Here is a 22,849-nt window from a genome sequence, read left to right on the forward strand (position 1 = left end):
CATGTGGGGTCGTGTCGAACATGCTGGCCCGCGCCGAGAATGCAGGGCCGCACCGAGCGTGTGGGGCTGCGCCGAGAATGCAGGACCCACATCGAACATGGTGGCCTCGCATCGAACATGCAGGGCGCATCGGACATGCGGGGGCGGGTCGAACATGCGGGGGAAGGCCGGACATGCAGGGCCGCGCTGAACATGCAGGGCCGGGTCGAGCGTGCAGAGTGCGCATCGAACATGGTGATCCGCGTCGAACATGCTGGGCGGATCGAACGTGTGGAGCCGAGCCGAGCATGTTGGATCGTGCCCAACATGCTGAGCCGCACCGAGTTTCGCTACCTACACCTAATCCATCTGCCAAGTAACCCGAATGTCCGCCGAGATCTCACTCTCACCCAACTCGACTGGAACCGGCGCGGCCCCATACGCATCCATCGCGATCGACATCGCCTTCACCCGTGGAAAGGAAGGCGGTGCGCTGGAGGTGCTTTCGGTGATCTCCAACACCGCGCCGAGCGTCCGCCCGGCCCGCGCCGCGAACTGTTCCGCCTTGGCGACGGCGTTTTCCCACGCCGCATCCCGAGCCTCGACGAGCAGCGACTCCTGGTCGGCGAACGTGAGATTCAGCCCACCGAGCCGGACATCATCACCGCCCGCGTCGACCGCGTGCGCGATGATCGTCGCGGGCCCCGGATCGGCATCGTCGGCGAGGTTCCGCATCGCGATCGTCAACGACGTGCTCGCGAGATACCCGGTGATGCGATTGCCCTGACCTTCGGTCCACACAGTCTCGGTGTGCACGGACAACCCGCTGGTGGCGATATCTTTCCCCTCGACCCCATCGGACCGCAGCGAGCGAGTGACAGCGGCAACCCGCTCGCCGGCCTTGCTGTAGGCCAGCGCGACCTTGCCCGCCCGGCACTCGACCGAAATCGTGACGCGCATCAAATCCGGCGTCGCCCGCGCGGTACCGCTGCCGAAAATGGTGACGGTGCCCGCGGCAGCGGACTCGGACTTCTCGTTCACGGCATGCTCCTCTGATCTGTCGACGGTGAGTCTCGCTTCATGTGGTCAACGGCGGACAGCGGTCAATCGTCCCCGCGGAGAGAAGTTCGTTACCTTGCCCTCCCGTAGTGGCGGGACGGCGCGCAAACCGCTCAGTAATCACCTCCACGCACCGCGATCGCGCGCACCGCCGCGTCCATCTGCGCATACGCCCCCGCCGCCAATCGCTCGAGCAACGCCAGCTTCAATTGCGGCGCCCGCGACGTCAGCTGATCGAAACGCGCAGGTTTCAACACCGCCACCCGCACCCCCGACTCCGCCCGCGCCTCGTTCACGAACGGCGTCCCCACCAGCATCGGAATCTCCCCGAACGACATCCCCGAGGACAAACTCACCAGCCGATGCGTCCGACTGTCGCTGCCCTCGAAGGTGATTCGCACCCGCCCTTCGAGGATCAGATACAGCCCCGATCGCGCACTCCCGCGCCGCGCGATCACCTCACCGCGCGCGAACGTGCGCACTTCGAACTCCTTGGCCAACTGCAGCCGATCACCGTCCTCGAGCGCGGCGAGCGCGGGATGATCCTCGATCGCGATCGACGTGCACACCGGTTCGTCGCCGGGCCGATGCTGGTCGAGCACGATGTCCTCGCACCATTCGGTCGCGGTGTCGCGATCGATGAACACCCGCCCGCGCGGATCGTCCGGATCCAGGCTGGACACCACGTGCCCGAGTTTGGCATCGGGATCGACCAGCGCGACCCGCACACCGATCGCCGCGAGCTCGGTCTGCAAGTCATCGATCATCCGCACCGCGATCGCGCTCACCTCACCGACCCGGCGCAGATCGACCACGAGCGCTTCCAGCTCGCCTGCCTGCGCCTCGATGGTCCGCACCGCGCTCTCCGCGCCGGCGAACAGCAGGTCTCCGTGCAGTTCGTAGACCCGCGCCCGATGCCCGTGCTCGGCCAGCACCGCGATCTCGTCGATGGTCCGGCGCAGCCGTGACGGCACCTCGGCCACCGAGTACCCGGCCCGGATTGCCGTTCGCGCCGCCCGCGTGACGTGCAGAAAGTGCAGTTCCAGCCGCTGCGACAGCTCACGGCAGGCCGCGACGCCGCGCACGCTGTTGCCGTGCGCGTCCAGCCGCGGGGAGTAGACCGCGATGCCGATCTGGCCGGGCAGCACCGCGACGATGCCGCCGCCCACCCCGCTCTTCGCCGGCAGCCCGACGCTGGTCACCCAGTCGCCGGCCGCGTTGTACATGCCGCAGGTGGTCATCACGCTGAGCACCCGCTCGGTCAGCGCCGTGGACAGCGCACGTTCCCTGGTCACCGGGTTGCGGCCGTTGTTGGCCAGGGTCGCCGCCATCAGCGCGAGGTCGCGGCAGGTCACGTCGAGCGAGCACTGCCGGAAGTAGCGGTCGACCGCCTCGTCCGGGTCGGAGTCGATGATGCCGAACGAGCGCAGCATGTACCCGATCGCGCGATTGCGGAACCCGGTGCGCGCCTCGGACGCGTACACCGCCTCGTTCATGCTCAGTTCGCGCCCGGCGAAGCGTGAATAGCAGCGCCGGATGCGCTCGAAGCGCTCGACCGGATCGCTCCCGGTGATCAGCGACGCCGCCGTGATCGCGCCCGCGTTGATCATCGGGTTGCGCGGGCGCTCGGTCACCGGATCCAGGCTGATCTCGTTGAACGCCTCCCCGGACGGCTCCACATCGATGCGCGCGTCCACGAACTCGGTGCCGCGATCGGCGAGCGCGAGCGCGTAGGTGAACGGCTTGGAGATCGACTGGATGGTGAACGAGACGTCCAGGTCGCCGGTGCCGTAGATCCGCCCGTCCGCGGTCGCCAGACACAAGGCGAACGAATCCGGCTGCGCCGCAGCGAGTTCCGGAATGTAGTCGGCCAGCGTACCGGAATCGTCCGGTCGGCACAGCTGATAGACGTCGTTGACGATCCTGGACACGACGCCCGATTCGATTGTCCGCGCGATCGCCTCTCCGGCCTGGGCCACACGATCACTCTAGGCCGAGTACGGTATGCCGAGGCTCACATTTCGGCCTGATGTCGGCTGGTGGTGGTCGTTGCCAGGTGCGGCAGTTCGGTTCTCGTTCGTAGGCACTGACCGCCGCTCCGTAGACTGATCGGATCAGATGCGCTATCCGGAGGGAGCGAGTTCAGGTGGGAGTGCTTTCCCGGGTCGACACGCCCGAAGATCTTCGACCGCTCACCGCGCAGCAACTGCGTGAGCTGGCGGACGAAATCCGTGAATTCCTCGTGCAGAAGGTCGCCGTGACCGGCGGGCACCTCGGCCCGAATCTGGGTGTGGTCGAGCTGACCATCGCCCTGCACCGGATCTTCGATTCGCCGGCCGACCCGTTGATCTTCGACACCGGCCACCAGGCCTACGTGCACAAGATCCTGACCGGCCGCAAGGACGAGTTCGACACGCTACGCAGGCAGGGCGGCCTGTCCGGCTACCCGAGCCGCAGCGAGAGCGCGCACGACTGGGTGGAGTCCTCGCACGCCTCCGCGTCGCTGTCCTACGCCGACGGCCTGGCCAAGGCGTTCGCGCTGACCGGCCAGGACCGGCACGTGGTCGCGGTGGTCGGCGACGGCGCGCTCACCGGCGGCATGTGCTGGGAGGCGCTCAACAACATCGCGGGCGCGCCGGACCGGCCGGTGGTGATCGTGGTCAACGACAACGGCCGCTCCTACGCGCCGACCATCGGCGGCCTGGCCGACCGGTTGACCGCGCTGCGCACCCAGCCCGCCTACGAGCACGCGCTCGACGCCGGGAAGCGGATCCTGAAGAGCATCCCGCGGGTCGGCGAGTCGGCGTACTCGATGATGCACGCGGTGAAGGCCGGGATAAAGGACGCGGTCAGCCCGCAGGAGCTGTTCAGCGACCTCGGGATGAAGTACGTCGGCCCGGTCGACGGGCACGACATCGTCGCGCTGGAATCGGCGCTGCGCCGGGCCAAGGACTTCGGCGGGCCGGTCGTGGTGCACGCGGTGACGCAAAAGGGTCACGGGTACGCGCCGGCCGAGAACCACATCGCCGATCAGATGCATGCGTGCGATCCGATCGATCCGCTCACCGGTGTTCCGGTCGGCGGGCCGAAGGCGCTCGGCTGGACGTCGGTGTTCTCCCAGGAGCTCATCGCGCAGGCCGAGAAGCGCGACGACATCGTCGCGATCACCGCGGCCATGCCCGGGCCGACCGGGCTCGCGGCGTTCGGCGAGCGGTTCCCGGAGCGGATGTTCGACGTCGGGATCGCCGAGCAGCATGCGATGACGTCGGCGGCCGGGCTCGCGCTCGGCGGGATGCATCCGGTGGTGGCGATCTACTCGACGTTCCTCAATCGGGCGTTCGATCAGTTGCTGATGGATGTCGCGTTGCTGAAGCAGCCGGTGACCGTGGTGCTGGATCGTTCCGGCATCACCGGGCCGGACGGCGCCAGCCACAACGGCATGTGGGATCTGTCCGTGCTCGGGATCATCCCCGGGATCCGGGTGGCGGCGCCGCGCGATGCGGCGACGTTGCGGGAGGAACTGGCGGAGGCGCTGGCCGTCAACGACGGGCCGACCGCGATCAGGTTCCCCAAAGGCAGTGTCGCCGACGATATTTCGGCGGTCGAGCGGCTCGACGGGGTCGATGTGCTGCGGCTCGCCGCCAACGCCGGTGAGGAACTGGCGCTGGAGGGTGGCGGTTCGGTGCAGGCGGTGCGCGGTGACGTGCTGCTGGTTGCCGTCGGCTCGTTCGCCGAGGTTGCCTTGCAGGCCGCGGATCTGCTGGAGACCGAAGGGGTTTCGGTCACCGTGATCGATCCGCGCTGGGTGCTTCCGGTGTCCGACACCCTGGTCAAGCTGGCCGAAAACTACCGGCTCGTAGTGACTTTGGAAGATGGTGGACTGCACGGCGGTATCGGCTCGACCGTGTCCGCGCGGTTGCGCAACTCCGGGCTCGACATCCCGACCCGCGATCTCGGTGTGCCACAGCAGTTCCTGGATCACGCGTCGCGCGGTGCGGTGCACACGGAACTCGGGTTGACCGCGCCGGATATCGCCCGGCGGATCGGTGGTTGGCTCGCGGCACGGTGAGTTGCAGGACGCCGTGGTGGATTCGGGTCACTGGGTGAATTGGTGCTCGGGCACGCGTTGAACCCGTCCGCCGACCTCGATCAGTCCGCCCGCCTGTGGACTCGTCACGATCTGTGAGCCGCGGCCCTGCGAAATGTGCAGCGGGCGGCTGAGATCGGCGGTGAGGAGCAGCGCGGCCGCTCCGGTCGCCTCATCCTCATCGATGCCGTCGCCGCGCCCCGGGAATGCGCGGGCCCTGACCTGACCGGCGGACTCGTTCTGCCAGGCCCAGGCATAGATCCATTCGCCTGCTTCCGGAACTGCCAGCGCGTCAACCTCTTCCGCGGAGTCGTACTGGCGCAGCGTGCGCCCGGGTGCCCACTCGGCCCGTGCCGCAATCCAGGTGAACTCACCATCGCTGCGAGTCGTGACGACACCAGCCTGTGTAACCAGACCGGGCACGTCGAGCAGCCATGCCGACCCGACACACGGATGCCCGGCGAACGGCAGTCGAACCGTCGGCGTGTAGATATCGATGACACCCCGCTCAGCATCATCAACAAACACAGTCTCGCTGAACCCCAACTCCCCAGCGAACGCCTGCCGCTCAGCCTCCTCTGGAACAGCACCCCCATCCCGGACCACCCCGAGCTCATTGCCATACCGACCATCAGCCCCACAGAAAACCCGCAACACCTCGTACTCGATCACCCCCGCAGTCAACCACTTCGGCGCTGGACGCCAGATCGGGCACACCAACGGGACAGCGTTGAGCCAAATGCGAGACCGGCCTCCGTCATGCCCCGTTCGCCGCCACCTCATGGTCTCGACGCGGCGGCGATGAACAGCGGTACCGCCACGAGGAGTCGGTTCGATTGGGCTCTGGTGGTCTGCTCTGCGATCCAGATGTCGCCGCGTTCCTGGGGGAGCTTCTCAGTGGCGACTGCTGCGTCGGCGAGACCCTTCAGCATCGGGAGCATTAGGTCGCCGGTGAAGATCGGAGTGCGCGCTTCGATGGTGACATCGTGGAAATCGCTGGATAGCAGCAGGTTTCGGTAGGTGCGGGCGGAGCGGGGGTTGGTGATGGTGGCGGCGCGGGCGTGGAGGACGGTGCGGGTGGTTTCCGGGTCGTCGGAGTCGATGATGAGGGCGTCCCAGTCCTGGCCGAGGAGGACGATTCGGCCGCCTGGGGTGAGGACTCGGCGGGCTTCGGCCAATGCTGCTGCGGGGTCGGCGATTTCGTGGAAGACCTTGTCGGCTCGGTAGGCGGTGACTGATTCATCGGGTAGGGGAAGGTTTTTCGCGGTGCCGAGGCGGAAGTCCATTGCGGGCCAGCGTGTTCGGGCGGCAGTGATCATCTGGTCGCTCGGATCGATGCCTATCGGGACCGCGCCCTGGTCAGCCAGTTCGGCGACTGCGCGGCCGGAACCGCAGCCGATATCGATCACGGAGGCTCCACGGCTCAAGTGCAGCAGGTCGTAGGAATGGGCGCGGAGTTCGGCGGCTCCGGGCGCGGCGTCGACGGCGTCGAGGCGCTGGATCAGTGTGGACATGCCGGCCATCGTCCGACTTAATGTTGACATGAAGTCAAGCGACGCGGTGACCGGCATCGGCGCGGCGGCCGCCCGATTCGGCCTGGCCACGCACGTGCTGCGGCACTGGGAATCCGTGGGACTGCTGACCCCGCAACGAGATTCGGCCGGGCGTCGGCGCTATCGCGAGGACGACATCTTCCGCGTCGCGGTGATCCAGCGCGCCAAGGAGGCTGGGTTCACCCTCGACGACATCCACACGATGCTCACCACACCTGACCGCTCGGCCGTGCTCACCCGGCAGCGGGACGAATTGCAGGCGCGGATCGCCACCGCGCAGGCTTCGCTCGACCTGATCGAGCACGCCCTCGCCTGCGACCACGCCGACTTCACCACCTGCCCGCACTTCCAAGCGGCGGTGTCCGAGCGCCTGTTTCGGCAATAATGGCAAGGATGGACGAGCACACGGTCGAAAATCTGTTCGCCGAACGCCCGGACGCGCTGCGCCTGTTCCGCCGGCTCGCACCGCACATCGAGGCCCTCGGCGCGATCACCACCGCGGTCACCAAAAGCCAGGTCTCCTTCGGCGCGGACCGAAAGTTCGCGTGGTTATGGCCGATTCCGCGGGCGAAGAAGGTCCCGGAAGATGCCCTCATGCTCACCCTCGACCTGCGCAAACCGGTGGCGGACCCGCTGATCCTCGGCGTGCAGGAAACGTATCCGGGCAAGTGGACGCACCAGATCCGCGTCCTGGACGAGTCGGTCATCGAGCACGTGGTGAACGAGGGCTGGCTCGAAGCGGCCTACGACTTCGGTATCAAAGACTCGAAGTAAGTCTCTGCTGCCGAACGAGTTTCAGCGGGCAGTCTCAACTCGCTCATGGAGATGGCCGGAGGCACCTGCGTCCGGTCTGCTCGATGTCGATGTCGATGTCGATGTCGATGTCGATGTCGATGTCGATGTCGATGTCGATGTCGATGTCGATGTCGATGGCTTGTCGGCCGCTGGCGGAAGTGCCTTCCGCCGAGCATCTTCCCTTATCGCGTGGTCCGTCTCCGTTGCGAGGCACGGACTTTGACACGGTTCCCGCACACATTCATCGAGCACCAGGTGCGACCGTGGTTGCGTGACTGATCATAAAAAGCCCAGCGGCAGCTCGGTTCTCGGCACGCTTTGAGCCGCGGCCAGGTGCCTGCGGAGACGGCGGTCGCGACGTCGGCGAGCAAGATGGTGAGCGCGTGATCGATCGGCTCGCTTGATTGCGGGACCAGGCGCGGCGGAATGCTGCTCACGTCGAGGCGCAGTGGCAGCGCGGCGGTGAGCGTCACGAGTTGTGTTCGCGCAGTGGGATCGAGACCGTCCGGCCGTGGGCTGGTGACGGGTTCGGCATTGTTCTCGGCAAGGAGTGCGCGCAGACCTTCCCGCAACCAAACGGCGCGCTCGCGATCGTCGGCATCGGCCTGCGCGGATTCGGGGAGCAGGTCGTGCATCCGTAGCCAGCTCGTCAACTGTTCGGGCGTGCCGAGCTCATCGCCGTCCGCGCGCCGCGTGTTGACGAAATCCACGATGCGCTGCAAATCGATATCACTGGGCACGACACCATCATAACTACCTATTGACTATGGATAGTTAGCTAACTATCGTTCAGCTCACACTAGTTAGCCAGATACGGCTGAACCCCATTCGCACAAGGAGTCTCCTGATGGCAACGGTCAAGAAAGAGCTCATCGTCCAGGTCCCCGCCGAGCGCATCTGGGCGATCATCCGCGATTTCGAGGCCGGCCCGGTCCGCATGGCGCCCGGTTACGCCGTCGAGAGCAAACTCGTCGCCTCGGACACCCGCGTGGTCGAGTTCGCCAACGGGACGACGCTGCGCGAACGACTCATCACGATCGACGACGACGAGCGCCGCTTCGTCTACTCGATCATCGGCGGCAGCGTGACCCCCGAGCACAACAACGCCACCATGCAGGTCCACCCGCACGGCGACGGGCACAGTCGTTTCGTCTGGATCCACGACGTGCTGCCCGCGGAACTCGCGGACGCGTTCGGCGCCGGCATGGACGAGGGCCTGCGCACCTTCAAGCAGACGCAGGAAAACCTGGCGGCCTGAACTATTCGGCGGGCTTCGGCGTCAGCGCCACGGTCAGGTGCGGCACGGCCAGTTCACGCTGCCAGGGCCTGGCCCCGCCCGACTTCAGGAAGCCGTCGATAGCGGCGGCCAAGTCGTCGGGGGAGTCGGGGACGCGGTCGTAATCCGGCAGTCCGTCCCAGCACAGGCGGCGGACCAGGTCGGGGGAGAGCAGGTTCTCGACGGGGATCGAATGCTCGGTGGACAGCTCGCCCATCGCGGTCCGCGCGCGGGTCAACCGGGCGGCGGCGGCCGGGTCGCGGCGTTCCCAGCGGTTCACCGGGGGCGGTCCGTCGAACGGCTGGGTCAGCGGGGGTAGGTCACTGTCCGGCAGGGTCCGGCCGCGGTCGACGGCGGCCAGCCACTCCCGCGAATAGCGGCGCTGACGCGGTCCACCGAACACCGGCAGCGCGCGCAACTGCGCGATGGTCTTCGGATCAGCGGTCACGGCCGCGATGATCGCGGCGTCCGGCAGAATCCGCGCGGGCGCGACATCGCGAGCGCGGGCGAGGGAATCGCGGGTGGTCCATAGCTCGCGGACCACGGCCAGCTGCCTGGTCCGGCGTAGATTGTGGATGCCGGAGGTGCGCCGCCACCGGTCCGCTTTCGGCGCGGGCGGCTCGGCGGTCCGGACGTGCTCGAATTCCTGTGCCGCCCAATCGGTTTTGCCCTGCGCCTTGAGGTCGGCGGCGACCGCGTCGCGCAATTCCAGCAGCAGTTCGACGTCCAGCGCCGCGTAATTCAGCCATTCGTCGGGCAACGGGCGGGTCGACCAGTCGGCCGCGCCGTGCCCTTTGCGTAGCGCGTGCCCCAGCAGATTCTCGACCATCGCGGCCAGGCCGACGCGTTCGAAACCGGCCAGCCGACCGCCCAATTCGGTATCGAAGAGCCGCTTCGGCCGCAGCCCGACTTCGGCCAGACCCGGTAGATCCTGGTCCGCCGAATGCAACACCCACTCGAGGTCGTTGATCGCCTCGGCCAGTGGTTCGAGCGCGTCCGCGACCGGAATCGGATCGATCAGGAACGTGCCCGCCCCGTTGCGGCGCAGCTGAATCAGATAGGCGCGCGCCGAATACCGGAAACCCGAGGCGCGTTCGGCATCGACGGCCAGCGGGCCGGTGCCCGCGGCGAGACGAGCAGCAGCCGCGGCGATTTCAGCGGCGGTGTCCAGTACCGGAGGCACGCCATCCACGGGCGCGAGCAGGGGTGGCGCGCCGGGGGGTTCGGATTCGTCGGGTACGGACATGTTGTTGAACTTTACGTGCAGTGCCGGGGCGGTCGTCGTCCTATCGGGCTTCCGTGTGTCGGGCGGGAGAACCACAGCGGAATCGACGGATGCTTTCGCTGAATGGAACGCCGGGTCGCCCGCTGGTCTTCCCGCGCTCGCCGATCCGGCTACCGCTGATCGTTCGACAGGTCCGGGCGCATCTGCAATTCGGTGATACCGGCCGGTGGGAGACCCGCCGCGTAGGCGAGGACTTCGCAGAAACCTTCCACGTGCGGGCGCATGTCGTTGGTGATCGCGGTCCAGGACGCGCGTAGTTCGAGCTGGTGGGCGCGCGGCGGGCCGGCGATGTCGCCGTAGCGCACCGAACTGGTCGAGGTCACAGTGCCGCCGAGCGCGGTGAACGGTTCCGACCGCGACTCCAGCGCGTCGACCAGCCAGCTCCACGCCACCTCCGGTAGCAGCGGGTCGGTGGCCAGCGCGGCATCGATGTCGGCCTGGATGTAGGCGACCAGCCGCAGGGTGCCATGCCAGGCGTCGTCACCGTCCGGGTCGTGCAGCAGGATCAGTCTGCCGAACGCGTCGCCGTCCGAATCGACCGGCACGACACCGGTTTCCGGATGTTTTACCTCGGCACCGAGTGCGTAAGAGTAGGGCGCCAGACGTTGCGGCGGCCGGATCGGCGCGAGCTCGATCCGAGGGTGCACGGTTGCGGTGCCCATCGCCTCGACCGCGGCGCGAAATTGAGCTGGCTCGCCATGTGGTCCCTCGGTCGCTGCGGCGCCGTCGCGGAAGTCGAGCGGTGTCACGAAGGGGACGGTAGACCTTGTGCACCCGGCACAGTCGGAGGCGCGCCGCTGTATTGCGGCCGCGTCCGCGGGCCTTCGCAAGATTGCGCGCGCCGCGCACATCGGCGTGTCGCGTTCTTCGGAGCTCGATGAGAGGGCGGCGAATGGAGACTGTTCGCAGGCCCACGCGCTGCGGGCAGGTGTGCGTCGTCTGGCTGAGCCCTCGCCCGGCAGAGTGAACGGGTCGCGAGTCGGACTTTGCGCAACGCGCCCCACCCATCCAGAGGCTTGACACAGTCCAAGCGACAGTCGAACACGGAGCGGGGCCGTATGAAGTCGGTGTCGAAGCGATACGCAGCCGAGTGGAGTGCGCGGTGTCTGTTGTCGGCAGTGCGACTGGCGGGGTGGTGCGGGCGAGCAAGGGATCGACAAATCGAGTGCTCGTGGACGGGATTCATTCAGGCCAGCGACCCAACGATTGGATGGGCGGCAGTCGGCCGTCGGCGTTGCCGGGGCGGGTGTTTCCGTTCGGTGGGTTCGCCGACAGAAGTGGGCCAGGATGGTGTCGTCCTTCCCGCCCGCGCCCGGCCTGGCGATCGCTGGATGGCGGCCCCTTTACGATGGGCAGCGATGAGCACTAATACTCGCCGCCGCCTGACCGATGTCCCGTTCTTGGCCGCCGCCACCGGCGCGACGCCGAGCCGGCGCCCGGTGTGGTTCATGCGGCAAGCCGGACGGTCGTTGCCCGAGTACCGCGAGCTGCGCAAGGGCGTGGGCATGCTGGAGTCGTGCTTCGATCCGGAGCTGGTGTGCGAGATCACGTTGCAACCGATCCGCAGGCACGGGGTGGATGCGGCGATCCTGTTCTCCGACATCGTCGTTCCGTTGAAGGCCGCGGGGATCGACCTCGACATCGTGCCCGGCGTCGGGCCGGTCATCGCGTCGCCGGTGCGCACGGTCGACGATGTGCGCGCGCTGCCGCGGCTGCGGCCGGAGGAAGTGGGCGCGGTCACCGACGGGGTGCGGCTGCTGGTCGACGCGCTCGGTGAGACGCCGCTGATCGGGTTCGCGGGTGCGCCGTTCACCCTGGCGTCGTACCTGGTCGAGGGCGGACCGAGCAAGAACCACGAACGCACCAAGGCGATGATGTACGCCGACCCGCAGACGTGGCACGCGCTGCTCGGCGCGCTCACCGACATCACCATCGTCTTCCTCCAGGCGCAGCTCGACGCCGGCGTCGACGCCGTGCAGCTGTTCGACTCGTGGGCCGGCGCGCTCTCCCTCGCCGACTACCGGCGGTTCGTACTGCCGCACTCCGAACGGGTCTTCGCCGAGGTCGCCGCCGCGGGCGTGCCGCGCATCCACTTCGGCGTCGGCACCGGCGAACTGCTCGGCGCGATGGGCGAGGCCGGCGCCGACGTGGTCGGCGTGGACTGGCGCGTGCCGCTCACCGACGCCGTGCGCCGGGTCGGCCCCGGAAAAGCGTTGCAGGGCAACCTCGACCCCGCCGTGCTCTTCGCCGGCTCGGCCGCGGTCGAAGCCGAAGCTCGGCGGATCGCGGCCGAGGCGGACGAAGCAATCACGTTGGGCGCCAAGGGACACATCTTCAACCTGGGCCACGGCGTCCTTCCGGATACCGACCCGGGTGTGCTGACCGCACTGGTCGAATTGGTGCACGAACTGTAGTGCTCGCGGAGATCGTCGCTCGGGTGCGGGCGAGTGAACCGCAGCTCGGTTCGACCAAGCTGGTCGCGATCGATGGGCCCGGCGGTGCCGGAAAGTCAACGCTCGCCGCACAACTCGCGCGCGAGTTCGACGCGCCCGTCGTGCCGACCGACAGCTTCGCCTCGTGGGACAACACCTTGAACTGGTGGCCGCGATTGGAAACCGAGGTGCTTGAACCCCTCGGTCGCGATGCGCTCGCTCGATACCAGCGCTACGACTGGGATCAGCGAGGTCTGGCCGAATGGCACGAGATTGCGCCAGGCGGAGTGGTGGTCCTGGAGGGCGTCTCCTCTTCCCGCGCCGCCGTCCGCCCGCGCCTGTCACTCTCCATCTGGGTCGACACCCCGCGCTCGCTCCGCTTGACCCGCGGCCTCGAACGCGACGGCACCTCCGCCCTACCGCTATGGGAACAGTGGATGGCCGACGAAGACACCCACTTCGCCGCCGACAACACCCGAGCCCACGCAGACCTCATCATCAGCGGCACAACCTGACCCCGCGTGCGCACTTCGTCGAGGAGGCGGTCATCGTATCGGCACGCACGGTCGCATCCATCCGGTACAGCAGCGGGCCGGGGATGGTGTTCGTGATCCGCGCATGTCGGCAACCGAATACCTACGAGCGACACCCGGCCGCGAGTCGCCGTAACGCGAAATAGTCGAAATCCGCACCCCCTCTCGGGATTTGCACTCGGAATTGGGCGCTAAAGCCGGTGCGGATCCAGAGAGGGAGTGCGGACCTTTGATGGTGGGGCGTTCGTGGTCGGCGGCAGCCTCCGGCGGCGCGAGGCCGACTCGCCTGCGGCTGCGAGTCGTGCGCGGACGAGAGTCATCGCGTGCCGACAACTGGACGAATGATCACCGGGAATTGGTGCAGTTTGCTTCTCGACCGATACCTGCACCAATTCCCTCTGATCTTGGTTACTCCGTTCGTGTCGAGTTCGGCGCGCCCAGGGGAGTGGACCGGTCGCGGGGCGGGTGGGGGTGGGGGATACCGTCGACGGCATGCGGATCGCGGTGGTCGGTGGTGGGATAAGCGGGCTGGTTGCTGCGTATCGGTTGCGGGTGTTGCTGGGGTCCGAGGCCGACATTCTGGTGTTGGATCGGGCCGACCGGGTGGGTGGGATTCTCTATACCGGTGAAGTGGCCGGGGAGCCTTTGGATCTCGGGGCGGAGGCGTTTGTCGGGCGGCGGCCCGAGGTGCCGGAATTGCTGCGGGAGATGGGGCTCGAGACGCAGTTGGTGACGCCGGCGGGGCTACGGCCGGTGGTGTGGTCGGGTGGGGTCGCGCATGCGATGCCCGAGCGGACGTTGATGGGGATTCCGGCGGATGCCGAGTCGATGCGCGGGCTGGTCGACGCGGAGACGGTCGAGCGGATCGCGGGGGAGTCGCGGCGGCCGCTGGCCTGGGAACCTGGCGCGGATGTCGACGTGTATCGGCTGATCGCGGACCGGTTCGGGGCGCAGGTCGCCGAGCGGAGTGTGGATCCGTTGCTCGGTGGGGTGTACGCGGGTAGTTCGCGCTCGATCGGGGTGCGCGCGGCGCTGCCGACGTTGGCCGCCGCGTTGGACGATGGTGCGCCCAGCCTCACGCACGCGGTGTCCGTCGCGCTGCCGCCGCCGTCGAGCGCACCGGTATTCGGTGGGCTCCGGGACGGATATCAGGTGCTGCTGGAGGCGTTGGCGGCGCGCTCCGGTGCGAAGTTCGTCACCGCGACCCCGGCCACTCGCCTCGCCCGTGGGTTGCGTGGCTGGGTCGTCGATCCGATCGGCGCGGTCGACGCGGTAGTGCTCGCCACGCCCGCACCGGTGACCGCCCGACTGCTCGGCACGGTCGCCCCGGACGCCGCCGCGGCACTGGCCGGAATCGAGTTGTCCTCGTCCGTCGTTGTCGCACTTGCTCTTCCGCGCGACACCGCGCTTCCGCAGAACTCGGGCGTCCTGGTCGCTACCGGAGAGCCCTTGCGCGCCAAGGCGTTCACCCTGTCCAGTCGCAAGTGGACCCACCTGGCCGAGCGCGAAACGGCTTTGGTCCGTGCCTCATTCGGCAAGTTCGGCGACGACTCCACCCTCTCCTGGTCCGACGCCGACCTGATCACCGCCGCCGCCGAAGATTTGTCCACCGTTACCGGCGTCCCCATCGACCCGATCTCCGCCGTCGTCCAACGCTGGCGCGGCGGTCTGGCCCAATACGCGCCCGGCCATACCAACCGCATCGCCGCTATCGAACAAGCGGTCGCCGCCATCGACGGCCTGGCCCTCGCCGGCGCCTACCTGCACGGCGTCGGCGTCCCCGCCTGCGTAGCTTCCGCCAACACCGCCGCCCGCCACATCGCCACAACCGCAACCTGATTCGCCCGCACCGCGTCTCCGAACGGCATTGGATCACCGCTCATTTCGCGTCGGGTGATGCCCCCGGCCGCAAGCCGGCTCGCTCTTGCAGTGTCAACTCTGCGATCGCGACGTGGTCGCGCGCGCCGTATGGCGAACGGACGCCTGCCACATTTGCCACTGTCACAAGCTAATTCGAAGTCGATCGTGCGCACAGTCGGCAGGTGCGAGTCGCCGGGCTCGGTTTGCCGCGCGGTGGAGTGTGCCGAACGGGCTGATCCGCCACCGTGAGTGCGACCCGATCGTATGCGCTGTGCTCGCATCGGCTGCTGCCTTCGCGATAGGCGACGACCGCGATCATCCGAGGAGACGCGCACCACCCCCACCGCGAAACCTTCACCTCCCCCCGAGTGGCACGATAGGACGCATGGCGCGACTCGATTATCAGGAACTCAACTCGACCATTCGCTACCTGATGTTCTCGGTGTTCCAGGTGCAGCCGGGGGTGCTGGGGGAGGACCGGGCGGCGGCGATCAAGGAGGCGCGGGCGTTCTTCGAGGGGCTCGCGGATCGTGACGTGGTGGTTCGCGGCGTGTACGACGTCGCGGGGATGCGCGCCGACGCCGACTTCATGATCTGGACGCACGCCGAACGGGTCGAGGACTTGCAGGCCGCCTACGCGGACTTCCGCCGCACCACCGAGCTGGGCCGCGCGAGCGCTCCCGTGTGGAGCAACGTGGCGCTGCATCGTCCCGCGGAGTTCAACAAGAGTCACGTGCCTGCCTTCCTGGCGGGCGAGGACCCGGGCAACTACATCTGCGTGTACCCGTTCGTCCGCTCCTACGAGTGGTACCTGCTGCCCGACGAGGAGCGCCGCAAGATGCTCGCCGATCACGGCAAGGCCGCCCGCGGCTACCCGGACGTGCGCGCGAACACGGTCAGCTCGTTCGCCCTCGGCGACTACGAGTGGATCCTCGCCTTCGAGGCTCCCGAACTGCACCGCATCGTCGACCTCATGCGCGACCTGCGCGCCACCGAGGCCCGCCTGCACGTCCGCGAAGAGGTCCCCTTCTTCACCGGCCCCCGCGTCGAGCTGGACAAGCTCATCAACGCCCTGCCCTGAGCGATACCGAAAGCAGATCGATGACCAACCTTGTCGTTGTCGCGCGCGTATCGGCGACCCCTGCGGACGCCGACGAACTGGAGCGCCGCCTGCGCCTGCTCTCCGACGCCAGCAAAACCGAACCGGGCTGCCTCGAATACGAGGTGTTCCGTTCGTCGGAGCACCCGGAGCGGTTCGTCAGCATCGAAAAGTACACCGACGCCGATGCTTTCGCCGCCCACCGCGAGACCGAACACTTCCACAGCATCGGTCTCGCCCAGGTGATCCCGATGCTCGCGACCCGCGACATCCAGGTCTACCCCGCCGACTCCCGACTCGGCTAGCAACTAACCGGCAAGCCCCGGCTTTTCGGGGCGTGCGGGTAGGTGCGGGGAAACGTACCCTTCGGTCCAGTGCCGACGGCGGATTCCTCCCTGCGCTGTCCGAGGGGTGCGAGCGCAGGGAGAACGAGCCCGGCAACCGGAGGATCTCAGGATTCGTTGCCGGTTCGCCGGATCGTGGCGGGCAGCGTGGTCCAAGCGACAGCCAGCAGCACAGCTATGCCTAGGGCGGCGACGGCCAAGGGCAGGTAGGTGAGCCGGACGAAGAGGAAGGCCTCATCGACCATCGCATGGTCGGGGTCGTCAGGGTCGTAGCGGACCTGGACCTGATCGCCGACAGCGGCATACCGCGAGGCCGAGCCGCCGTCGAACCGGACCGTTTTCCCGGCCGCGGTGGTGAACTCGATGACCGCGGCGGTGCCGTCGGGACGACTGCCCTTGGTGTTGTCGCTGAGTTCCTGTCCGCGTTCGACCGCGGTGCCGGTCGCGAGTCGTGAGTTCGCCAGGAACAGCGCGTTGTATCCGATCGGCGCTGCGGCGAACAGGATTGCGACCAGTGCCATCAGCGCGATCGCGACCCGGTTGGCGTTGACCTGGGCGGCGAGGGAACGTTGCACGACATTCCTTTCGGCACGGTTCAGCGGACCGTCACCGTGCGGCCTTCAGCCTGCGAATGCCCCGGCTCAGCAATGGGTAGTCCCACAGGCTCGGTGGGGTGCGTTCGGGGTCCATCAGTTCGTTCTCGGCCAACGGGCTGTCCTCGTCCTCGACGGTGGCCGGCTCGAACCGCACCAGGGTTCGGCCGTCGCCGCGCAAGGCTTCGACGGTGCGCAGCAGCGAGGAGGTCTCGGTGAGGGTGGCGTCGAACTTCGCGGGGTCGGCGTCGAGGTGCTCACAGATGAGGCGGCGCCGGATGCCGAGGATGGTTTCCCGCAGCAGGTCACCGTCCGCGGTGGCGGGAGTGACCTCGACGGCCAGATCGCATTCGGTGTCGAAGCCCATCGAGCGATTGTTGAGGTTCGAGGATCCGACCCGCAGCAGGCGATCGTCCATCACCAGCACCTTGGCGTGCACGTAGATCGGCGCGCCGGCGTCGGTCACGGGGTAATAGACGCCGAGCCGGTTCTGGGTGTCGGCCTTCCACAACAGATGTAACAGGCGGCGGCGAGCTCCGTCCATCGCCTGCTGCTCGAGCCAGCCGTCGGCATGCCGCGGCAGCACGAGCACGATCTCCGGTCCGTCCGGTTCGCCCAGCCGGGCCGCGATCGCCTCGGCGAGGGTGCGCGAGGCCAGGTACTGGCTTTCGATGTACAGCGACTTCGTGGCGCCCGCGATCGCCGCCAGATACAGCGCCTCGATCTCCCGGACCTCGGCGCGATCGGCGAGCTCGGGGAACGTTCGCGCGATACCGACATCGACGGACCGCATCGTCGGCTCCAGACCTTCGGGCCACGGTGTGTCCCCGGCGATCTCGTCGACCGCGGCCAGCTGCTCTCCGGTCGCCGCCTTCCAGCGGGCCCTGGCCAATTCGCCGATCGCCTTCGCCGCGTCGCCGTCGACCGCGGTGGTCGCGTCGTGCCACGGCCCGTACCGGTTGCCGTTGGGCTCGGTGCGGTAGTGGTTGTCGTCCTGGTGGTCGCTGGTGTCCCAGCGGTCGACGGTCATGTCGATGCCGCCGCAGAACGCGAGCGCGTCATCGATCACCACGATCTTCTGATGGTGCGCGGAACCGAGCGGGTGCGCCCCGTCCATCTCGAAGTGCAACCGCCGGTCGGTCATCCAATTGACCACGAAGATCGGGGTCATCCCGCGGCTGATCGCGGCGAACGCGCCGACATTCCACTTCAGCAGATAGATGTCGAGATCCGGTCGCTGCTTCGGCAGCCAGGACAGGAACTTGCCCAGCCGATTCGGCCCGTCGAGGGTCTTTTCCTGCGGTTCGAACTTGATCCGGGTATCGAAATCCCAGCCGATCAGCACGATCCGCTTGCGCGCCTGCAACATCGCGGACTTGGCGTGGCGGAAATAGTCCGCCGCATCGATGATGCACGCCAGTCGATCCGCCTGGGCGATCTGCCAGCAGGTTTCGCCAGGAGTGAGGATGTGTTGCTCGTCGCTCATGTCCAGTCAGTTCTCTCGTCCGGCCGACGTGCTCGCCGGTGAACGATCCACATTACTGAAGGTGCCGCCGCGGACCGACCTCCGGTGCTTCGGCCGGGTCGGTCGATCCGCTGTATCGCGCGACGGGCGACGGTAGCGTCGAGTGGCACGACATGGAGGAGGAGTCGTGCCCGATTCGAACGATCCGCCTGCTGTGCAGGCCGAACTCGAAACAGTCGCTGCCGGAGCGGATCTCGGGGAACCGGTCGCGACGTATCCGTGGCGGATGCCACCGGTTCCCTGGCGTGGTTACGTGCTGGTGAGCACCATCACGGTCATCGTTTGCGGAGTATGGGTGTATTTGATCGGCATAGCTGCGGTTGTGCTGTCAGCGCCGCTATTGCTCCTTGTTCTGGGTTTGCCGCCGCTGCTTCGCTACCGGTCTCGGTCTGTCGACCCGAATGCGCAGTTGACGCTGTATGCGCATGGCCTTGTGGCAGTGGAGGCGGATGGCACAATCCGGGCCGCACGCTATGGCACCACCCTCGCCTATATGTACGCCTTGGCGCATCCGGCCAAGGTCTACCGTGGCAAGTCCAACCGGCCCGTGGTTTACCACTGCGCCCTCACCGACATTGCGGGACAGCGCTTTCCGCTCGCCGGATACGTCGAGACCGAATTCTGGCATCACGGAGGGTATCTGGACCCACAGAGGTGGGCACCAGCAATCCAGGATCACATTGTCAAGGCATGCTTCGCCTCTGCCGCAGCAGAACTCGTCGCCGGCCAAACCCTCGCGTTCGGCCCGATCCACCTCTCCGCCATCGGCATCTCCACCGACGGCCCACCCGTCGCCTGGCCCAGAATCGAGGAGGTACGCGCCCAATCCGGCCGTTTGGGCATCACGGTCGACGAAGCCTGGCACCCACTGAATGGCGCAGCGCTGGAACACATTCCGAACTATCGACTACTGATCGCCCTCACCGACCACCTACGCCACCCGGTGGAGTCTGAGGAGCGAGAAGCCGACGCCAATGCGGAACCGCACGGACACTACGCCGACGACACCGGCGAGCCGGAAACCGACTGATGGGCAGTTCCGTCGAACGACGGGCCCGGAATCGGGCTGTCACAGGCAGCGTGTGCTTGTCACGGCAAACCCAGACGGATCTGCCGGTCCTGCGCGGAGATAGCCGACGGTGGGCGGACCGATGGGCGACCGGCCTGATTGAGCGGGCGGTAGAGTCGGGCGAGTGACCGGTTGGTGTGCCTGGCTCGAGCAGTTCCTGGGTGTGGCCGACCAGATGGTGGCGGCCGCGGCCGAGGTGCGTGCCGGGCGACGATGATCACGCGACGGAGCTTCTCGTCCAGCAGCGAACTGTCGTTGCGCGTTCCGGGGATCGTGCTGATCCTGGCGTGCGCGTTCGTTCCGATGATGGACACGTTCATCGCGGGGGTCGCGCTGCCGGGCATCCGGCGTGACTTCGGCATCGAGCAGGGCTCTGCCGTGCTGAGTCTGGTGCTGGTGGGTTATCTCGCGGGTTTCGGTTCGCTGCTGATCGTCGGCGGGCGGGTCGGCGACCGTTTCGGGCGGCGCCGGATCCTGTTCTGGGCGACGGCGGGATTCGTGGCCGCGTCGGGAATCTGTGCTGCGGCACCGGTTTTCGAGGTGCTGGTCGGCGGGCGCATTGTGCAGGGCCTGGCCGCGGGGTTCGTGATGCCGCAGGTGCTCGGGCTGGTCACCGCGCACGCGGGCGCGCGCCGCGATCGGGCGATCAGCTGGTATTCGTCGATGAGCGGTGTATCGGCACTGGTCGGTCTCATCGGTGGCAGCGCGCTGCTCGATCTGGTCGGCGGACCGGACGCGTGGCGGTGGCTGTTTCTGATCAACATCCCGTTCGGCGTGCTCGGGCTCATTCTGCTGCCAAGGCTGGTGCCCGACACCGAACCGAACATCGACCAGTACATCGACGGTCGCGGCGGTGCACTGCTGTCGCTCACCGTGCTCGCGTTCTTGCTGACCACGGCGATGTCGACGGTTCTCGGCCCGTTCACCATCGCCCTCGCGGTATTCACCGTCGCCGTCGGGCTGGTCTGGGTGGCGCACCAACGGCGCTGTGCCGCAACGGGAAAGCCGACCGTGATTCCGCCGGGGATGTTCGCCGACCCCGAGCTGCGGTGGGCATTGGCACTGATGCTGCCCTTCTTCGCGGGCGCGGGCGGATTTCTCTACGCGCTGCCGCAGACCTTGCAGGAGGGCCTCGGCCACGCGCCGCTGATCGCCGGGCTGCTGACCGCGCCGATGGCGGTGGGCTTCCTGTTTTCCTCGTTCGCGGTGCCGCGCATCCGCAGCAGGCTGGGGGTCGGCGCCATCGCGCTCGGCGCGTCGATCCAGGCCGTCGGCCTGGCGAGCATGGCGGTCGGCGTGCACAGCGCGTCCATTCTGTTGATGTGCGTGGCGATGCTGTTGATCGGCACCGGGCAGGGGATCACGCTGGGCACGATGAACGCGCACATGCTGTCGCTGGTGCCTGCGGGGTTCGCCGGCGTCGGGGGCGGCGTGCTGCTCACCGCGCAGCAGGTGTCGATCGCCACGGGCGCGGCTGTGCTGGGGACGGTGTTCGGTATCGTGGTCCGCACGTCCGGTGAACCGGCCGGGATGGTGACGGTGCTGATCGTGCAGATCGGACTGGCGATCCTGGTGATCGCGGCGGCGGTGCGGTCAGCTCGACGCGTCGGCGGGCGCTAGCGCGGAGATCTCCGCGAGGCTGTGACCCATGTCCTCGTGCAGGAACCGCACCATGGTCCACCATCGGCCGCCTTCGGCGTCGAACGCGCCGAATCGGGCGCAGTACAACGGAATCCAGCGCAGGAACTGTTCGATCATCGCCTCCCGGGACGGCTGCCGCTCCCCGTAGGCGTCGTAGGAGATGGACCGATGATCGATGAAATGCCCACCGGGCAAACGGTTCTCGCATAGATCGGCGTACTCGCGGGTCTGCAGGATGAGGTAGTGCCACACCTCGTCGATCGCCTGCTCGACCGGCAGGAACAGCCCGGCGAGTTGCTCGCGGTGCGCGGACACCAGGGTCAGATAGCGCACCGCCTCACGTACCTGGATGCGGGCGGTGGGCTCGTCCACCTGGTTGTGGTCGCGCACATAACGGACCGTTTCTTCGTACAGATCGCCGAGGACGTTGTGGTCGTTCATCGCGTGCTCCCTCCGCGGACCAGCCAGGCGTACTTGCCCGACTTGCCGATCGGTATGTGCTTGCGGTGTCGAACGGTGACCGGCAGGCCGGTCAATCGTGTTGTGGCGGCGGCGAGTTCGTCGGACGCCGTCCGGTCGAGCGGCGCGCCGTCGAAGGTCGTGTAGGCGAGTTCGGCGGACGCGTGTTCCACCGAGAGTTGGTAGACGAACACCTCGTGGCAAATCGTCGCGATGACGTCGTCGAGTTCGGCCTGCGAGGTGATCGCGGTGTCGGTGACCAGCAGCTCCTTCTCGCGCCCGCAGAAGCGCACGATGCGGCTCGGGTCGGCCGAACCGTCGCTGGTGTGCACGCAGTCGCCGGTGTTGTAGCGCAGCAACGGCATGTACGGGTTGCGGATACTGGAGACGACGAGGCTGTGGATGCCGCGGGTGTCCGGTATCGGTTCGAGTTCGACCGTCATCTCGTCCAGGTGCGGGTGGTAGCGCCCGTGCCGATCGCCGTAGTACAGATAGCCCAGTTCGGTGCTGCCGAACAGTTCGACGACGGGGCAGTCGAGTCGCTCGGTGAGGAAGCGGCGCACGTTGCGCGGGGTGAACTCGTAGCCGTGAATCGTGCTGACCGGCTGCGGGAATCGTTGCCCCGCGGCCAGCAGCAGATGGGCGGCGTGGTACGACGAGCAATCGAGATGGTAACGGCGGTAATCGGTTTCGCTCTGCACGGCGGCGATCTCGGTGAGCATGGTGGTGACCGCGTCCGGTGACCAGAGCGCGGGATCCAGGTGCTGGTTGACGTAAACGGTACGGTCATCGAGCCTGCGGCGCGCGAGATCGCCCGGCGCACCGCCTTTGGCCTCGTTGACCCGGGCCACGTGATCGGTGGCCAGCCGCGTGGTGACCGAAACGCGGGGCGCGCCGGCCGCGAAGGTGTCGCCGATCTCCGGATGATCGCGCCAGACCGTGTAATAGGACTTCAGCAGGAACAGCGGGGGCCGGATGAGCGGCATCCGGGCATGATTGGTCCCGGTGGACCAGACATATTGCGCGGCACCGGAGGTCAGCGCTTCGGTGACCCGGGGAGTCATGAAGGAATCCGGAAACGTTTCGGCCAGATCGGCTTTGGTGATGATCGGGTACGCGTTCGCCGCCGCGTAGTCCCGATAGAACGGGATGTCGCGGGTCGCTTCGACGAAAGCGGCGGGCAAGGGACGGGTCGCGGAGGTGGCGGTCATGGTGGTCCTGAGTCGGATGAGGCCGAGCCGGAAGCCTGCTCGGCCCCGT

23 protein-coding genes are annotated in these 22,849 nt (G+C 67.4%); 12 read left to right on the forward strand and 11 right to left on the reverse strand.

Annotated features, from left to right (window positions below; genetic code table 11):
• Positions 1–339: 339 nt before the first annotated feature.
• Together F3087_RS32645 and glsA are read right to left on the reverse strand one after the other, a co-directional pair.
• Positions 340–1,020, reverse strand: coding sequence for an SIMPL domain-containing protein (locus tag F3087_RS32645; protein WP_150405945.1), 681 nt, complete (start codon positions 1,018–1,020; stop codon positions 340–342).
• A 131-nt stretch (positions 1,021–1,151) separates the two neighbouring features.
• On the reverse strand, positions 1,152–3,017 hold the full coding sequence (glsA, locus tag F3087_RS32650; protein WP_396897595.1) for a glutaminase A: 1,866 nt from the start codon (positions 3,015–3,017) through the stop codon (positions 1,152–1,154).
• A gap of 167 nt (positions 3,018–3,184) precedes the next feature.
• Here glsA and dxs point away from each other — a divergent pair, with 167 nt between their 5' ends.
• Positions 3,185–5,107 (forward strand): 1-deoxy-D-xylulose-5-phosphate synthase, encoded by a 1,923-nt coding sequence (dxs, locus tag F3087_RS32655; protein WP_150405946.1) that lies wholly within the window; start codon positions 3,185–3,187, stop codon positions 5,105–5,107.
• A 27-nt stretch (positions 5,108–5,134) separates the two neighbouring features.
• Here dxs and F3087_RS32660 read toward each other — a convergent pair whose 3' ends face one another.
• The gene (locus tag F3087_RS32660; RefSeq protein WP_150405947.1) at positions 5,135–5,797 is read right to left on the reverse strand and encodes a PhzF family phenazine biosynthesis protein; all 663 of its coding nucleotides are present in this window, start codon (positions 5,795–5,797) and stop codon (positions 5,135–5,137) included.
• A gap of 107 nt (positions 5,798–5,904) precedes the next feature.
• Positions 5,905–6,639: a methyltransferase domain-containing protein gene (locus F3087_RS32665; protein ID WP_223885513.1), complete on the reverse strand. Its 735-nt coding sequence runs from the start codon at positions 6,637–6,639 to the stop codon at positions 5,905–5,907.
• Between the two features lie 28 nt (positions 6,640–6,667).
• Here F3087_RS32665 and F3087_RS32670 point away from each other — a divergent pair, with 28 nt between their 5' ends.
• The 3 genes from F3087_RS32670 (at position 6,668) to F3087_RS47535 (ending at position 7,696) form a co-directional block, all read left to right on the forward strand.
• Positions 6,668–7,063 (forward strand): MerR family transcriptional regulator, encoded by a 396-nt coding sequence (locus F3087_RS32670; RefSeq protein ID WP_150405949.1) that lies wholly within the window; start codon positions 6,668–6,670, stop codon positions 7,061–7,063.
• Positions 7,064–7,071: 8 nt separating this feature from the next.
• On the forward strand, positions 7,072–7,452 hold the full coding sequence (locus tag F3087_RS32675) for a DUF5655 domain-containing protein (RefSeq protein ID WP_150405950.1): 381 nt from the start codon (positions 7,072–7,074) through the stop codon (positions 7,450–7,452).
• 76 nt (positions 7,453–7,528) lie between these two features.
• The gene (locus tag F3087_RS47535; RefSeq protein ID WP_223885531.1) at positions 7,529–7,696 is read left to right on the forward strand and encodes a hypothetical protein; all 168 of its coding nucleotides are present in this window, start codon (positions 7,529–7,531) and stop codon (positions 7,694–7,696) included.
• On the opposite strand, the gene F3087_RS32685 is transcribed toward F3087_RS47535, so the two are convergent.
• Positions 7,656–8,213 (reverse strand): CGNR zinc finger domain-containing protein, encoded by a 558-nt coding sequence (locus tag F3087_RS32685; protein ID WP_223885514.1) that lies wholly within the window; start codon positions 8,211–8,213, stop codon positions 7,656–7,658. The two genes, F3087_RS47535 and F3087_RS32685, sit on opposite strands and share 41 nt — an antisense overlap.
• Before the next feature lie 107 nt (positions 8,214–8,320).
• Here F3087_RS32685 and F3087_RS32690 point away from each other — a divergent pair, with 107 nt between their 5' ends.
• Positions 8,321–8,731, forward strand: coding sequence for an SRPBCC family protein (locus F3087_RS32690; protein WP_150405951.1), 411 nt, complete (start codon positions 8,321–8,323; stop codon positions 8,729–8,731).
• A 1-nt stretch (position 8,732) separates the two neighbouring features.
• Here F3087_RS32690 and F3087_RS32695 read toward each other — a convergent pair whose 3' ends face one another.
• Positions 8,733–9,995 carry a ribonuclease D gene (locus F3087_RS32695; RefSeq protein ID WP_150405952.1) on the reverse strand — a complete coding sequence of 421 codons (1,263 nt, stop codon included), beginning with the start codon at positions 9,993–9,995 and terminating at the stop codon, positions 8,733–8,735.
• A gap of 149 nt (positions 9,996–10,144) precedes the next feature.
• Positions 10,145–10,783 carry a DUF3000 domain-containing protein gene (locus F3087_RS32700; RefSeq protein WP_150405953.1) on the reverse strand — a complete coding sequence of 213 codons (639 nt, stop codon included), beginning with the start codon at positions 10,781–10,783 and terminating at the stop codon, positions 10,145–10,147.
• Positions 10,784–11,392: 609 nt separating this feature from the next.
• Between F3087_RS32700 and hemE the strand changes: the two genes are divergently transcribed.
• The 5 genes from hemE (at position 11,393) to F3087_RS32725 (ending at position 16,263) form a co-directional block, all read left to right on the forward strand.
• Positions 11,393–12,448, forward strand: coding sequence for a uroporphyrinogen decarboxylase (gene hemE / locus F3087_RS32705; protein WP_150405954.1), 1,056 nt, complete (start codon positions 11,393–11,395; stop codon positions 12,446–12,448).
• A gap of 23 nt (positions 12,449–12,471) precedes the next feature.
• Positions 12,472–12,981, forward strand: a complete 510-nt coding sequence (locus F3087_RS32710; protein WP_191094249.1) for a uridine kinase family protein — start codon at positions 12,472–12,474, stop codon at positions 12,979–12,981.
• A gap of 510 nt (positions 12,982–13,491) precedes the next feature.
• On the forward strand, positions 13,492–14,838 hold the full coding sequence (locus F3087_RS32715) for a protoporphyrinogen oxidase (protein ID WP_150405955.1): 1,347 nt from the start codon (positions 13,492–13,494) through the stop codon (positions 14,836–14,838).
• A 406-nt stretch (positions 14,839–15,244) separates the two neighbouring features.
• A complete protein-coding gene (gene hemQ, locus F3087_RS32720; RefSeq protein ID WP_150405956.1) occupies positions 15,245–15,940 on the forward strand; it encodes a hydrogen peroxide-dependent heme synthase in 696 nt (231 codons plus the stop codon).
• Between the two features lie 20 nt (positions 15,941–15,960).
• Complete coding sequence (locus tag F3087_RS32725) at positions 15,961–16,263, forward strand: putative quinol monooxygenase (RefSeq protein WP_150405957.1); 303 nt, start codon at positions 15,961–15,963, stop codon at positions 16,261–16,263.
• Between the two features lie 146 nt (positions 16,264–16,409).
• Here F3087_RS32725 and F3087_RS32730 read toward each other — a convergent pair whose 3' ends face one another.
• Together F3087_RS32730 and F3087_RS32735 are read right to left on the reverse strand one after the other, a co-directional pair.
• Complete coding sequence (locus F3087_RS32730; RefSeq protein ID WP_150405958.1) at positions 16,410–16,877, reverse strand: DUF3592 domain-containing protein; 468 nt, start codon at positions 16,875–16,877, stop codon at positions 16,410–16,412.
• Positions 16,878–16,908: 31 nt separating this feature from the next.
• The gene (locus F3087_RS32735; RefSeq protein ID WP_150405959.1) at positions 16,909–18,381 is read right to left on the reverse strand and encodes a phospholipase D-like domain-containing protein; all 1,473 of its coding nucleotides are present in this window, start codon (positions 18,379–18,381) and stop codon (positions 16,909–16,911) included.
• A 166-nt stretch (positions 18,382–18,547) separates the two neighbouring features.
• Between F3087_RS32735 and F3087_RS32740 the strand changes: the two genes are divergently transcribed.
• Both F3087_RS32740 and F3087_RS32745 read left to right on the forward strand, forming a co-directional pair.
• Positions 18,548–19,450 (forward strand): DUF6585 family protein, encoded by a 903-nt coding sequence (locus F3087_RS32740; RefSeq protein ID WP_150405960.1) that lies wholly within the window; start codon positions 18,548–18,550, stop codon positions 19,448–19,450.
• Between the two features lie 252 nt (positions 19,451–19,702).
• Positions 19,703–21,109 carry an MFS transporter gene (locus F3087_RS32745; protein ID WP_150405961.1) on the forward strand — a complete coding sequence of 469 codons (1,407 nt, stop codon included), beginning with the start codon at positions 19,703–19,705 and terminating at the stop codon, positions 21,107–21,109.
• Here F3087_RS32745 and F3087_RS32750 read toward each other — a convergent pair.
• A complete protein-coding gene (locus F3087_RS32750; RefSeq protein ID WP_150405962.1) occupies positions 21,083–21,571 on the reverse strand; it encodes a glycine-rich domain-containing protein in 489 nt (162 codons plus the stop codon). The two genes, F3087_RS32745 and F3087_RS32750, sit on opposite strands and share 27 nt — an antisense overlap.
• A complete protein-coding gene (locus F3087_RS32755; protein ID WP_150405963.1) occupies positions 21,568–22,800 on the reverse strand; it encodes a hypothetical protein in 1,233 nt (410 codons plus the stop codon). Before F3087_RS32755 ends, F3087_RS32750 begins: the two co-directional genes overlap by 4 nt.
• Positions 22,801–22,849 lie beyond the last annotated feature (49 nt).

The sequence above is a fragment of the Nocardia colli genome (assembly GCF_008704205.1).
Lineage (GTDB): Bacteria > Actinomycetota > Actinomycetes > Mycobacteriales > Mycobacteriaceae > Nocardia > Nocardia colli.